This is a genomic window from Bradyrhizobium uaiense (assembly GCF_010811875.1).
Classification (GTDB): domain Bacteria; phylum Pseudomonadota; class Alphaproteobacteria; order Rhizobiales; family Xanthobacteraceae; genus Bradyrhizobium; species Bradyrhizobium uaiense.
In genome coordinates this window covers 13,564-27,048 of the sequence record NZ_VKHP01000123.1, presented here as the reverse complement: position 1 = coordinate 27,048, position 13,485 = coordinate 13,564, and the positions used below count along the sequence as shown (strand labels likewise).

At 64.0% G+C, this 13,485-nt stretch carries 14 protein-coding genes; 6 read left to right on the top strand and 8 right to left on the bottom strand.

Features of this window, described 5'->3' with window-relative positions; all coding sequences use genetic code 11:
* Positions 1-179: 179 nt before the first annotated feature.
* The 4 genes from FNJ47_RS26230 to FNJ47_RS26215 all read right to left on the bottom strand — a co-directional run bounded on the left by FNJ47_RS26230 (position 180) and on the right by FNJ47_RS26215 (position 4,433).
* A complete protein-coding gene (locus FNJ47_RS26230) occupies positions 180-1,055 on the bottom strand; it encodes a PCC domain-containing protein (protein ID WP_163158312.1) in 876 nt (291 codons plus the stop codon).
* 4 nt (positions 1,056-1,059) lie between these two features.
* Complete coding sequence (locus FNJ47_RS26225; RefSeq protein WP_163158310.1) at positions 1,060-2,700, bottom strand: acyl-CoA synthetase; 1,641 nt, start codon at positions 2,698-2,700, stop codon at positions 1,060-1,062.
* 210 nt (positions 2,701-2,910) lie between these two features.
* Entirely contained in the window at positions 2,911-3,312 is a 402-nt protein-coding gene (locus tag FNJ47_RS26220) for an SPW repeat protein (RefSeq protein WP_163158308.1), read from the bottom strand.
* 176 nt (positions 3,313-3,488) lie between these two features.
* Positions 3,489-4,433 carry a tetratricopeptide repeat protein gene (locus tag FNJ47_RS26215; protein WP_163158306.1) on the bottom strand — a complete coding sequence of 315 codons (945 nt, stop codon included), beginning with the start codon at positions 4,431-4,433 and terminating at the stop codon, positions 3,489-3,491.
* Between the two features lie 99 nt (positions 4,434-4,532).
* Between FNJ47_RS26215 and FNJ47_RS26210 the strand changes: the two genes are divergently transcribed.
* Positions 4,533-4,805: a GNAT family N-acetyltransferase gene (locus FNJ47_RS26210; protein ID WP_163158304.1), complete on the top strand. Its 273-nt coding sequence runs from the start codon at positions 4,533-4,535 to the stop codon at positions 4,803-4,805.
* Between the two features lie 11 nt (positions 4,806-4,816).
* On the opposite strand, the gene FNJ47_RS26205 is transcribed toward FNJ47_RS26210, so the two are convergent.
* Together FNJ47_RS26205 and FNJ47_RS26200 are read right to left on the bottom strand one after the other, a co-directional pair.
* Positions 4,817-5,608 (bottom strand): fumarylacetoacetate hydrolase family protein, encoded by a 792-nt coding sequence (locus FNJ47_RS26205; RefSeq protein ID WP_163158319.1) that lies wholly within the window; start codon positions 5,606-5,608, stop codon positions 4,817-4,819.
* A gap of 114 nt (positions 5,609-5,722) precedes the next feature.
* On the bottom strand, positions 5,723-6,136 hold the full coding sequence (locus FNJ47_RS26200) for a DUF3597 domain-containing protein (protein WP_163158302.1): 414 nt from the start codon (positions 6,134-6,136) through the stop codon (positions 5,723-5,725).
* A 288-nt stretch (positions 6,137-6,424) separates the two neighbouring features.
* Here FNJ47_RS26200 and FNJ47_RS26195 point away from each other — a divergent pair, with 288 nt between their 5' ends.
* Positions 6,425-7,336 (top strand): DUF2189 domain-containing protein, encoded by a 912-nt coding sequence (locus FNJ47_RS26195; RefSeq protein WP_163158300.1) that lies wholly within the window; start codon positions 6,425-6,427, stop codon positions 7,334-7,336.
* 232 nt (positions 7,337-7,568) lie between these two features.
* The gene (locus FNJ47_RS26190) at positions 7,569-8,384 is read left to right on the top strand and encodes a lytic murein transglycosylase (RefSeq protein ID WP_163158298.1); all 816 of its coding nucleotides are present in this window, start codon (positions 7,569-7,571) and stop codon (positions 8,382-8,384) included.
* 91 nt (positions 8,385-8,475) lie between these two features.
* Here FNJ47_RS26190 and FNJ47_RS26185 read toward each other — a convergent pair whose 3' ends face one another.
* Positions 8,476-8,901, bottom strand: coding sequence for a DUF3574 domain-containing protein (locus FNJ47_RS26185; protein ID WP_163158296.1), 426 nt, complete (start codon positions 8,899-8,901; stop codon positions 8,476-8,478).
* Between the two features lie 515 nt (positions 8,902-9,416).
* Here FNJ47_RS26185 and FNJ47_RS26180 point away from each other — a divergent pair.
* Positions 9,417-10,478 (top strand): AraC family transcriptional regulator, encoded by a 1,062-nt coding sequence (locus FNJ47_RS26180; RefSeq protein ID WP_163158294.1) that lies wholly within the window; start codon positions 9,417-9,419, stop codon positions 10,476-10,478.
* A gap of 291 nt (positions 10,479-10,769) precedes the next feature.
* On the opposite strand, the gene FNJ47_RS26175 is transcribed toward FNJ47_RS26180, so the two are convergent.
* Entirely contained in the window at positions 10,770-11,054 is a 285-nt protein-coding gene (locus FNJ47_RS26175) for a hypothetical protein (protein ID WP_163158292.1), read from the bottom strand.
* 732 nt (positions 11,055-11,786) lie between these two features.
* Between FNJ47_RS26175 and FNJ47_RS26170 the strand changes: the two genes are divergently transcribed.
* Together FNJ47_RS26170 and trmFO are read left to right on the top strand one after the other, a co-directional pair.
* Positions 11,787-11,939 (top strand): DUF1127 domain-containing protein, encoded by a 153-nt coding sequence (locus tag FNJ47_RS26170; protein WP_016846063.1) that lies wholly within the window; start codon positions 11,787-11,789, stop codon positions 11,937-11,939.
* 109 nt (positions 11,940-12,048) lie between these two features.
* Complete coding sequence (trmFO, locus tag FNJ47_RS26165) at positions 12,049-13,482, top strand: methylenetetrahydrofolate--tRNA-(uracil(54)-C(5))-methyltransferase (FADH(2)-oxidizing) TrmFO (RefSeq protein WP_163158290.1); 1,434 nt, start codon at positions 12,049-12,051, stop codon at positions 13,480-13,482.
* Positions 13,483-13,485 lie beyond the last annotated feature (3 nt).

Below are 13,485 nucleotides of genomic sequence, written 5' to 3'. Positions count from 1 at the left end.
TGCTGTCGTCCCGGCGAAGGCCGGGACCCATAACCACAGGGTTGTGTTGTAGAACGAAGGCTGTGGCCCCAGCATCGCGCAACAAGTCGCATTCGTGGCAATGGGTCCCGGCCTTCGCCGGGACGACAGCAGAGGGTGCGGCGCGGTATCTCCAGGGACGACGCGTGGAGAGGATCTGCCTAGGGCTGCTCCGCCGCCTCCAGCACTTCCAGCACCAGCTCCATCGTCATCAGCACCGGATTGTCGCCGCGCACCAGACGTCCCTCGGCGATGCCGCCGAGATAGTCGACCAGCGCGACGTCGAGGCTGGCCCGCAGACGGCGATTGGCATCGGGCGCGATCTGCCCTGCAGTGACCGCAAGCTCGGTCGCGAACGGCACCACGCTGTGGCCGTCGCTGAAGACCGCGCCGATGGTCGAGCCGACGCCGCCATGCAGCCGCGCGCGCATGATGCCGTGCTGGCGGCAAAACCCTTCCAGCGCGCAGGCGAAATCCTGGTTCGGCCGCAGCCGCAGCGCGAAGGCATGGCTTGTGGCCTTCGCCCCGCGCGGTTCGGTTGCGACCGGCCCGAACAGCTTGAAATTGGTCTCGCTGTCGGGCTCGGCCAGGAACGTCGCGCCGTCGATCCCGAACGCGCTGACCTCGAACGGCTCGGCCACGATGGTCTCATCCGGCAGCATGTGCCCGCCGTTGAAGCGGCCGTCGGCCTCGGTCCACAGGCCGTGGCAATGAAAGAACGGCGCGCCGTCGCGCTCGCCAAAGGTCAGCGCCGCGAGCTTGAGCCGCGTCACGCCGTCGGGACGAAACGTGTCGCTGTAAAAGGCTGCATTGACGCCGTCCTTCGACAGCGCCGGCATGACGTAGGCGAACGGCCCCAGCGCGCCACCCTTGGCGCTCAACACGCCACCGGCAAAACCCTGCGCCGCAAAGCCGCGGCGCACGGCTTCGAGCAAGGGAATGCCGGCCTCGAGCACGAATGAAAAGCCGCGGCCGCGTGCGGCGACCCACTGGATGCGCTCGGTTATGGGAGCGCCAGGCTGGGCGATGCTGCGCATCGCCTCACGCGCCCGTCGATTTGGCGATCACCTCGAGCAGCCCGCGCGCCTCGAGCTCGTCGCGGATCAGCCGCTTCGGCACCTTGCCGTAGCCGGACTTCGGCAACGCCTCCCAGAAGAAGAAGCGCTTCGGCATCTTGTAGCGCGGCACCTTCGGCGCGAGATAGGCGGCAAGCTCCGCCTCCGCGACCGCGTCGGTGCCCTCCCGCGCGACACAGACGGCGACGCCGACCTCGCCCCAGAAGGGATCGGGCACGCCAAGCACCGCGACCTCGCCGACCGCCGGATGCGTCAACAGCTTCTCCTCGATCTCGCGCGGATAGATGTTGGAGCCGCCGGAGATGTACATGTCGGAGGCGCGGCCGGTGATATAGACAAAGCCCTCCTCGTCGATATGGCCGAGATCGCCGGTGCGGAACCAGCCGTCGCGAAACGCCTTCGCATTGGCCTCGGGATTGTCGTAGTAGCCGGCGAACACGCCGGGACCGATCACGCAGATCTCGCCGGTCTCCAGCGGCTTCAGCTCGCGTCCGTCGTCGCCCTGGATCGAGACCTGCATGCCGGTTCGCTCGAAGCCGCAGGTGCCGATCCGCGCATGCGGGCCGTCCTCGGGATCGTGCAGGCCGGGCGGCAGCACCGTGATGTTGCCGGTGACCTCGCCGAGGCCGAAATACTGCACCAGCACGCCGCCGAGCTTGTGCAGTGCCGCCTTCTGGTCCTCGCGATACATCGGCGCGCCGGCATAGATGATGTAGCGCAGCGAGGAATGGTCGTGCTGGTCGGCGGCGGGATGCTCGACCATCATCTTCAGGATGGTCGGCACCGTGAACATGTTGCTGACGCGATGCTTCGCGATCAGGCGGAACGCCTCCGCGATGTCGAACTTTTCCGACGGCAGCAGGATGGTCGGCACGCCGCGCGCGGTCTGCACCAGCTGATGCACGCCGGCGCCATGCGACAGCGGCGCCACCACCAGCGAGGCGTCCTGTTCGGTGGTGCCGGGCATCAGGTCGGCGAGATGGTTGGTGATCACGAAGGCCATCTGGCCGTGGGTCAGGACCGCCGCCTTGGAGCGGCCGGTGGTGCCGGAGGTGAAGAAGAACCAGCAGGGATCGTCGTACTCGACCGCCGTGTTCTCGACCGCGGCGCCGGCGTGTTTGGCGATGACGTCACCGACGGTCGCTTCGCCGAAGGTGCCCTCCTCACCAATCCGCCAGACGAATTCGAGCGCGGGATTGGCGGCCGCCTTGGCATGCTCGGGGAAATCTGCGTGGCAGAGAAACGCCTTGGCACCGGAGGCTGCGGCCAGATAGGCGACCTCGTCCGGCATCAGGCGGAAATTGGTCGGCACCCATACCGCGCCAAGCCGGAAGGCTGCGAACATCGACCAGAACATCTCGCCGCAGTTCTTGGAATGCACCAGGATGCGGTCGCCCTTGACGATGCCGCGCGCGCCCAGCGCCGCCGCCAGCGCCGAGACATTCTGGTCGATATGGCGCCACGACCACGCCTTCTCGTTCCAGATGAAGCCTGGGCGATTGCCATGGCGGCGGGCGTTCTGGGTCAGGATGTAAGCGAGGTTCATCACCCGGCGCGACACCCGCGCGATCCCGCCGCGCGGCGCGGCAGCAGCCGTCCCGCTCATTGCCGCCCCGCCGAAACGCACAACAGACAGGGCATGGTCAGGACGGTCATCGGGTGTTTCCTCGGTCAGAACCGGGCGTCTTCAAGCGCCGCAAGGGGTTGGTACCACCCGATTTATCGCCAAGCAGCCGCCTTCGGCAAGGCCTCCCGGGCGCCGCGCCACGATACCGCGCGCGGGCGACGGCAAGCCCGTTGCCGCCGGTACGGACGGCTATTGCGGATGCTTGGCCAGTTCCTGCTCGCTCAGGTTCCAGTCTTGCCAAAGCTGCAACGCGCCGATTGTGGCGACCAGCGCGCCGAGCAGGATGTGCCAGAACTGCAGCGCCCGGTCGTCCGAATAGCCGAAGATGGCAGGCGACGCGATCAGCCAGAGGCCGAGCAGAATGCTCGCCACCTCCTCCCAGCGATGCAGCGCGACATATTCGAGCTGGGCGAGACCCAGCACCAGCATGCCGACCACGAAGCTGTTGAGCACCAGATGGCTGCGCTCGACATCGACGACGTCGCTGACCTGCATCGGGAACCAGGGCGAGACCATGATCAGCACGCCAAGCGCCATGCCGAGCCAGTCCTCCCAGGTGTGGTGTGTACCGAAGAAACGATTGTCCGACATGACGAACCTCCTTGCGACAAGGGGCATACGTCAGCGGCCGGTCCCATGACTCCGTACCAAACGACCATCGGGCCGCATCAGGGGCGTATGTCTGCCACCAAGCCTAATCGAACTGCATCGCACCGCAAGGCCCGATCCGTGTGTGTGCAATGCGGCAGGAGCGACAGCTGCCAGCGTCACCGCACCTCGCCGAGACGCGCCAGCCCCGCCTTGGCGGTCTTCAGGTCGGGTTGCAGCTCGAGCGCCTTGCGGAAGTCGGCCGCCGCGCCTTTCTTGTCGCCGAGCCGCAGCTTGGCCTGGCCGCGGTTGTTCCAGGAATTGACGTCGGCGGGATCGTATTGCAACGCCTTGTCGTAATCCGCGAGCCCGCCCTTGTTGTCGCCCTGGAACAGCCGGACCAGGCCGCGGTTGCGCCAGCCGCGCGCATCGCTCGGCGCAATCTTGGTCACCTCACCGTAGTCGGCGGCGGCGCGGTCGAGCTGCTCGGCGTCGCGGTAGACATTGCCGCGGTTGATGTAGGCGAGCACGTTGGGCTCGAGCCTGATCTCGGCGGTGAAGTCGGCAATCGCATGCGCCGCGTCGTGCTTGCGGTAATAGACAAAGCCGCGATTGCCATAGGCCACTGAGAGTTGCGGGTTGTACTTGATGGCGAGGCTGAGGTCGGCCAGCGCGCGGTCGAGATCGCCCTTGTTGAGCCAGGCATCGCCGCGATTGTTGTAGGCCATCGCGAACGCCGGATCGATGCGGATCGCCTCGTCGTAATCGGCGATGGCATGATCGAGATCCTGCTTGAAGGCGTAGACGCGGCCGCGATTGGTGTAGGCGCAGGCAAAGGCAGGATCGAGCTTGATGGCCTCGTTGAGGTCGGCGAGCGCGGCATCGAGTTCGCGCTTCTCGGTCAGCCCATGGCCGCGGTTACAATAGGCTCCCGCAAGCCGCCTGCCGGTCTCGGTCTTGCCGTCGATGACCGTCGTGCAGGAGGCCACGCGGTCGCCTGGGGCCGTTGTGGCGCCGACGCAGGTCTGCCAGCTCGGATCGTCGGCGGCCGCCGCTTGCGGAAGTTTCGGCAGGATCAGGGCGGCGCCGAGCAATGCGGCGGCCAGGCAGGGCAAAATGCGCATATCGTCAATCCACAATGCCAATTTGCGGATTGGTCGCGGCTTTGCACCGACGGGTTCACGCGCTTAGATCAAGGCCTGTGAATCAACCAGGATTTTGCGATGGCTGCCGTCCGCGACAACAAGGCCGAGAGGCGCTTCGAACTCGATACCGAGGGCGGCACGGCCTTTGCCAATTACCGGCAGACGCCCTCGGCCGTCATCATCACCCATACCGAGACACCGCGCGCCCTGCGCGGCCGCGGCATCGCATCGGAACTGGTCAAGGGCGCGCTGGAGCTGATCCGTGCCGACGGCCACAAGGTGATCGCCGGCTGCGGCTTCGTGGTGGATTACCTCAACAAACATCCGGAATACGCGGATCTTGCCGGCTAGCGCCGGGCTCGTCAGACGATCTTGATCGACATGTCGGGCAGGCCCTCGAGCTTGCAGAGCAGCACGTCGCCCTTGACGACCGGGCCGACATTCTCCGGCGTGCCGGAATAGATGATGTCGCCGGCCTTCAGCTCGAAGGCTTCGGAGAGCTTGGCGATCTGCTCGGCGACGCTCCAGATCATGTTTTTCAGATCCGAGCTCTGCCGCACCGTGCCGTTGACCGCGAGCGAGATCGCGCCCTGCGTGAAGTGACCGGTCTTGTCAGCCGGGTGGATCGGTCCGAGCACCGCAGCGTGGTCAAAGCTCTTGCCGATCTCCCACGGCTTCTTCTCCGCCGCCATGCCGTTCTGCAAATCGCGCCGCGTCATGTCGAGCCCGAGCGCGTAGCCATAGACATGCTCGAGCGCCTTGTCGGCGGGAATGCTGGTGCCGCCGGATTTCAGCGCCGCGACCAGCTCGACCTCGTGGTGATAGTTCTTGGTTAGCGACGGATAGGGATGATCGGCGACCGCGCCGATCGCAACATTCTGGATCGCATCGGTCGGCTTCTGGAAGAAGAACGGCGGCTCGCGGGTCGGATCGGAGCCGCGCTCGAGCGCATGCGCCGCGTAGTTGCGGCCGATGCAGTAGATGCGACGAACCTGGAAGACCTCGGTGGCGCCGACGATCGGGATCGTCACGGCCGGTACCGGAAACATCGCCTTCGGCGCGGCCTCGGCATGGACCGGCGCGGATTGCGCGGCGGCGCCGGCCAGAGCGAGGGCGCCGGTCGCGAGCATCGTCCGGCGATCGAGATCAGTCATCGGAGTTTTCATGGGAGTTCTCCTTCTTGTTCGCCGATCTATAGATGTTCGCTGTCCCATAAAAAAGGGCCCGCGCTGGCGCGGGCCCTGGCCGTCTGCGGGAAGATGATCCCGTCAGTGCTTGATATCCGGGGGCAGCTTGCCGCCATTGGCCGCGAGCTTGGTCATCACCTGCTTGTGCAGCCAGATGTTCATGCTGGCGGAATCGTTGGTGTCGCCGGTGTAGCCGAGCTCCTTGGCAAGCTCCTTGCGCGCCGTCAGGCTGGAATCGATGTCGAGCGCCTTCATCAGGTCGACGATCGAGGTCCGCCATTCGAGCTTCTCGCCCTTCGCTGCCACCGCCTTGTCGAGGATGGGGGCAACGTCAACGGACTGCGTGGGCGCAGCACCGGCGGGCACTGCAGCAGGAGACGACGATGCACTGCCGGATCCACCGGCGGGAGCTGCGCTTGTGGCCGTTCCGCCGGCGGACGCGGCGCTGGCGCTGTGGCCGAAGATCGCGCCCATGATTTTTCCGAAAATGCTCATCGTTCGCTCCCAAGAGAGTTGAGATGTGAAGGTCACACGGCAACGCGCCGGCTGACCGTGGTCGCAGTTCAAGTCTATCGTCCCCTCCATAGCTTGCCAATGCGACATTCACTTAAGCGTGAGTGCTTTTGCCGCGGTTTGGGAGTACCCTTCCTGCACAGTTCGCGACACGGCCAGTTCCCTGCTTTGTCTTTCGCGTCTGGCTTGCTCGTGATCGCTTCGTGAGGCGGTACGTTTGTGCCCGCGTGCCGGGCGCGAAATGCGACCGTCCAGAGGGAGACAACGACCATGGCCACTCCATACCAAGGCAATGTCACATCGATGACGCAGAGCGGACAAGGTGCCGCATCTGCGCCTGTCATTCGCACCATCGGCCTGTCCGATTTGCATCATGCGCTGCGTCTCGGCTGGGAAGACTTCAAGGCGGTGCCAAGCCACGCCATCATCCTGTGTCTGATCTATCCGGTGCTCGGTCTTGTGCTTGCGCGCACCGTGCACGGCTATTCCGTGCTGCCCCTGCTTTTTCCAATGGCCGCGGGCTTCGCCCTGCTCGGCCCGTTTGCCGCCATCGGCCTCTACGAGATGAGCCGCCGCCGCGAGGATGGCGGGGAAGCATCCGCATGGGACGCCATTCAGGTATTTCGCTCGCCGTCGTTCGGCGCGATGCTCGGAGTCGGAACGCTGCTGTTCGCGCTGTTCGTGACCTGGATCGCGACCGCGCAGGCGATCTACACGGCGGTGTTCGGCTATGCGATCGCGGCCGACATTCCCGATTTTGCCGCGCGCGTGCTGACCACCCCGCAAGGCTGGTGGTTGATCGTGGTCGGCTGCAGCGTCGGCTTCCTGTTCGCGCTGGTCGCGCTTTGCATCAGCGTGGTCGCCTTCCCCATGATGCTGGACCGCCAGGCAAGCGCCGGCGAAGCCATGGTGACGTCGATGCGCGCCGTCGCACAGAACCCGGTGCCGATGGCGGCCTGGGGCCTGATCGTCGCGGCGCTGCTGGTGCTGGGTACGATCCCGTCCTTCCTCGGGCTTGCGGTGGTGATCCCGCTGCTCGGTCACGCCACCTGGCATCTCTACCGCGAGGTCATCGTCAAGGATCCGAATGCGCGGCCGATCATCCCCGAACCGCGCGAGCGCAAGCCCGCCGCGGACTTCCCGGCCAATCTGTTTCCATGGCGGCGCAGCGATCGCGGCTAAGCGCCGGCCGAAGCTGAACGCGTAAACGTGAAAGCAACCGCCGGCCGATATATTCGGCCGGCGGTTTGTCGTTCCGGATCGTCAAATGGGTGTGAAATTGGCGTGGCATTTGCAGCGCTCGCTGAGACAAAAGGCTCAATTGCGAGCCTTGTTTTGGCCGCTGTTGCCGCGAACATACCCGCCGGGTTTCGCGACCAATCGATGACATCGCAGACTCCGGAGTAAATTGCCTATGACTTCTCGCATTCCCTTTCGTGCCCTCGCCGTTGGCGCGTGGCTCTTGACCACGACCGCGTCGGCGCTGGCCGCCCAATGCGGCACGGGCACGTTCGAGTCCTGGCTCGACGATTTCAAGAAGGAGGCTGCGGCGAAAGGCATCTCGCAGAACGCGATCCAGGCCGGATTGAACGGCGTCACGCAAGACAAGGCGATCCTGGCGCGCGACCATTCGCAGCAAGTGTTCAGCCAGACGTTCGAGCAGTTCTCGGGCCGCATGGTGCCGCCTCGCCTCAACCGCGGCTCCGACATGATGAAGCGCTACGGCTCCGTGCTGTCGCGGATCGAGGAGGCCTATGGCGTGCCGGGTGAAATCCTGGTCGCGATCTGGGGGCTCGAGACCGATTTCGGAGTCAACACCGGCAAGTTTCCAACCCTGCGTTCGCTGGCGACGCTGGCTTATGATTGCCGCCGCTCCGACATGTTCAAGGCCGAACTGATGGATGGGTTGCGCATCGTCGAGCGCGGCGACCTTGCGCCGCAGGAGATGCGCGGCGCCTGGGCCGGCGAGCTCGGCCAGACCCAATTCATGCCGTCGTCCTACATCAAATTCGCGGTCGACTTCGACGGCAACGGCAAGCGCGACCTGCTGCACAATGTACCCGACGTGCTGGCATCGACGGCGAACTTCCTGAAGAGCTATGGCTGGAAGAAGGGCAAAGGCTGGGAGCCCGGCAGCGAGAATTTTGCCGTGATCCAGCAGTGGAACAAGAGCGAGGTGTACGCCAAGACGATCGGCTACTTCGCAACCCAACTCGCCAAAGCGCCATAAGGTACGTCGCCAGAAGGTACGTCAAAGGGCCGCTGCCCCGGGCAAGCGGCCTTGATCGCCTTGACCAAGGACAGCGTATCGCAGTGCGTGGTCAGAACGATGCGCAAGTGGTCGAGAGCGTGAGGCCAACCGACTGTTGATGAAAGCGCTGCCTGTATGCGGCGCCGATCTGTGTCAAGCGTGCCAAGGTCTCCGGCGTCTCGGCAGCGATGACGCGCACGACAAAGGACGGCTCGCGTGTGATTCGGGCCGTGTCCGGGTCGCGCCACTGGCCGGAGGCCCTGAGCACGGTCAATCCGTCTGGAAAGCGCGGTGTCACCTCCCGCAGAAGGAAGTCGGTCCACTGGGCGTCCGATACGCGGCCATGTCCGGCGATACGACGCCCAAAGAGCAGCTCGGCCTGCATCATCGCCTTGCCATTGATCAGCTGGCAGGAAGTTGCCGCGCCTTCGGCGGAAGACGCGTTACTTCCCGCAACGAGGACCAGCCACACCGCGGCTTGGATCAGTGGGCGCATGAAGTTCGAGCTGTGAGCTTTGCCACTCCGGCCGGCGACGTCTTGGGGGCTGCGGTCCGGTACACCATCCAGGCAAACAGTAGCGTTCCGAGGATCACGGCCAGTACGCCGATGATGCCCACGGCAGGCGTGACGTCGCCGAGCGCGACTTCCACACGCACAAGTAGCGCTGGAATCATCTAATATCTTTCTGCGAGCAAGCCGGTTTTGCGCTAGAGGTTTAGCGGCTTGTCCGCCCGCCCGGCTTGGACAGGCGCGACAACGCCTTGGACGAAAGCGACCTGGCAGGTCGGCATTTCAATCTGTATGCGTTTCGGCCAATGGGACGTGCGGTTCCACCTCGGACTGCACCTGCCGCAGGGGCGAACCGCGGATGGAGCATCGCTGGGCGCTTTGACACCGCAGGGTCATTGGCTAGAAGCACTGCGTCGCGTGCGATTGTTACCGCCGGGTCGCCTTGGTGAACGAGATGCGGCAATTCGGCGACACCTGTTGAGACAACCTGAGTTTCCCCGATGACCTCGACAGCCAACGACGTTGCACTTTCCCGGTTTTCCTTGGAAGATTTTGCCGAGCAGGACCGAATGGCCGCATGGCGTGATCTGTACGGCCGGCTGGTGCTGAGGGCCGACCTCGCGCCACTGCAGGATCATTCTTTGCATGCGGACGTGACCGTGCGGATGCTGCCCGGGCTGTCCATCACGTCGGCCATCATGTCGGCGTTTCGCTACGAGCGGGGTGCCGAACAGTTGGCGGATGGCAACGACGGGCTTGTCCTGGTGATGGGCTCGCACGATGCCATGATGGTGCAGCATGGACGCGAGGTCACGTGGAGCGCCGGCGACGCGCTGTTGGTCAGTTCGGCGGATCCGGTCGCGATGGTCTGCCCTGCCCCGGCGAAGATTCTGTGCCTTCACGTTCCGCGGCCAGCGCTGGCGCCGTTGGTGAGCAGCGTCGATTCCTCGGTGATGCAGCCCATTGCGCGCTCCACCGAAGCGCTGAAATTGCTGGTGAGCTATGTTGGGGCGCTGCAGGAGGATTATGCGCTTGCCACGCCTCAGCTACGGCACCACGTGGCCTCGCACGTACACGATCTGATCGCTGTGGCGCTCGGCGCAACGAGAGACGCCGCGGCTCTTGCCCATGGGCGGGGCGTCCGCGCGGCGCGACTGCGTGCCATCAAGGCCGATATCATCGACCATCTCAATCACGGAAATCTCACGGTTGCGGCGGTAGCGCGGCGGCACGCCGTCACCCCGCGCCAGGTGCAACGGATGTTTGAAGACGACGGGACCACGTTTTCACAATTCGTGCTCGGGCGCCGTCTCGCACGAGCGCATCGATTGCTCGTCAATCCGCGCTACGCCGATCGGCCTGTGAGCGCGGTCGCCTTTGAGGTCGGTTTTGGCGACGTGTCCTATTTCAACCGCACCTTTCGCCGGCAATACGGAGCGCCTCCCTCGGACGTGCGTGAATCGGCGCGAAGCGGGCCGATCAACGGCACTCCATCCAGAACACGTGAGGGGCATTTGATCGGGGCCCCCGCGCGGCGCGACGGCGTCCGCCCGCCGGAATAGGACGATTACATTGAGCGCTTGTCGCGGGCGAGACACCGCGCTTTTTGCAATCCGCAACATAGACTACCGGGGTCTTCATATTGCGCAACTGGGCCGACCAATACGGCAGGCTCAGCTACCACACCCATCGAGGTCGGCTACTTCGCCAAACCAGCAACCGGCCGCGTCGAGGAAGCGCTCCAAAGCCTGATCGCGAACAGTGGTTCCTGATTCATCCGGGCCGATCACGCTCCAGCCAAATCAAGGGGCCGATTGCCCCAGGCAATCGGCCCCCGTCGTCATCATCAAAACTTACTTCGCCATGCTGGATTCTGCAGCCCTGCTGAGGTGTGCGCCGCATGCGCCCCACTTGTTGTTCAGCATCGCGTCCTGGGCCAGCGAGACTTCCTTCTCCGCCGCGAATTTGACCTCATTGTCGGCCATAGCTTCGACAGCGGCTTCGGTCTTGCCGAGGTTGGCGCCGCTGCAGCCGAGGCCCGCGTGATGACGATGCGCGGCCTGGGCGGGAGCAACAGCGCAAGCAACGGCAGCCACAGCGGCTGCTGCGATCAATGTCTTGATCATGAGATGTTCCATCTTCTGTTCTTGAACAGAAACCAGCGTGATTGCGGAATCTGCGGAACGATTATTCGCTGTTCACGGCACCGTTCAGAATGAACTTCGCGCGATACAAATGTGATAGGCGCTGCGTGCGGATCGCGCATGCGTTGCATAGTGTTTTGATTACAAGTCGGTAAGGAAGCCCGCCGCAATAGCTTCGCCCGGATGGTTCACTCCAATCGAAGTTCACTTCCGCAAACCAGCAGCAGATTTCGAACGATATGCCGCGCGCGACGAAATCTGCGCGACGGACAGGACCGAATTACCTTCAGCGTCAATGCGACTGATTGACGCTACCCTCATCGGTCGTCAGCGCGCTCCATGAAATGAATTTATACTCATAAAAACGTCAGCTGTTTGCATGCGAATCACGCATGGGACACATCGAAGTGATCCTTCCCATTCGCGGTCAATCGCGTTTGAAAAGAGGTCTTAAATTACCATATAAGCAATATGAAAAAGACACGCCGGGGATCTCATTAACCAGCTGATCTCAGGAGTGTTTTGCCGGAATACCGGGCTTTGGTGGAACACCTGCCTACGGACCCGCTGCCAAGGCGCCAAACGGTTAACCGAAACTTACCGCCGCCATGCGTTTTGAGCTTAGCTGCATCGCAACATCGGAACTACCGCACCGCACCACGTCATCTATATTCACTTCAACGATGAGGCTTTGAAAAGCTGAATCTGAACTACTAGGAGACTACAATGTTGCTCTCGCTCATCCGCATGATCCAGGCTTTCCGGGATTATCAGCGCAATGTCAGCGAACTGTCCCAGCTCAGCGATCGCGAACTGGCCGATATCGGCCTCGACCGCTCGGACATTCCGCGCGTTGCCGCCGGTACCTACAACGGCTAATCGGCCGCAAGCCATCTGATGACGGATAACGCCCGCTTCCACAGCGGGCGTTGTCGTTTGTGGCGCGGTTTCAGATGCATATGGTCTCGAAACGCGCTAACGGTTCGCGATGACACCGCATCAATCCTCTTCCCAACCCGTGCACATCGTGGGCGCGGGGCTCGCCGGCTCGGAAGCCGCCTGGCAGGTCGCGAATTCCGGCGTCCGTGTCGTCCTGCACGAAATGCGCCCGCAGCGAATGACCGAGGCGCATCGGACCGAAGGCTGCGCCGAACTGGTCTGCTCGAACTCCTTCCGTTCCGACGATGCCGCCAACAACGCGGTTGGGCTGCTGCACGCCGAGATGCGGCGGCTGGGCTCCCTCATCATGCGCTCGGCCGATGCCAACCAGGTGCCCGCTGGCGGCGCGCTGGCGGTCGACCGCGACGGCTTTTCCGCCGCCGTCACCAAGGCGCTCTACGAACACCCGCTGATCGAGATCAGCCGTGAGGAGGTCGCGGGCTTGCCACCGGCCGACTGGAGCAACGTCATCGTCGCGACCGGTCCCCTCACCTCGGCACCGCTCGCCGACGCCATCAGGCAGCTGACCGACGAGAACGCGCTGGCGTTCTTCGACGCGATCGCACCGATCGTGCACAAGGATTCCATCGACATGTCGGTGGCCTGGTTTCAGTCGCGCTACGACAAGGTCGGCCCCGGCGGCACCGGCGCCGACTACATCAACTGTCCGATGACCAAGGAGCAGTATGACGCCTTCGTCGCGGCGCTGCTCGATGGCGAGAAGGTCGACTTCAAGGATTGGGAGACCAACACGCCCTATTTCGACGGCTGCCTGCCGGTCGAGGTGATGGCCGAACGCGGTCAGGAAACGCTGCGCCACGGCCCGATGAAGCCGGTGGGATTGACCAATCCGCACAATCCGACCGTCAAGGCCTATGCGATCGTCCAGCTGCGGCAGGACAACAAGCTCGGCACGCTCTACAACATCGTCGGCTTCCAGACCAAGCTGAAGCACGGCGCTCAGCAGCGTGTGTTCCGCACCATCCCGGGCCTGGAGAACGCGGAGTTCGCCCGCCTCGGCGGCCTGCATCGCAACACCTTCCTGAATTCGCCGAAGCTGCTCGATAGCCAGCTGCGCCTGCGTGCGCAGCCACGGCTACGTTTCGCCGGCCAGATGACGGGCTGCGAGGGTTATGTCGAATCGGCCAGCGTAGGCCTGATTGCGGGCCTCTGCGCCGCCGCCGACACGCGAGGCGCCGCGTTGACGCCGCCACCAGCCACGACCGCGCTCGGCGCGCTGCTCGGCCACATCACCGGCGGCCATATCGAGACAATCGACGCCGGTCCGCGCTCGTTCCAGCCGATGAACATCAATTTCGGTCTGTTCCCGCCGCTGGCCAGTCCACCAACCAAGAAGCCGGACGGCTCGCGGCTGCGCGGCAATGAGAAGACCGTCGCCAAGAAGCAGGCGATGAGCGCGCGGGCGCTTGCCGACCTCGACCACTGGATCGCAGAGCACCTGCGCGTTGCGGCAGCGGCCTGACAG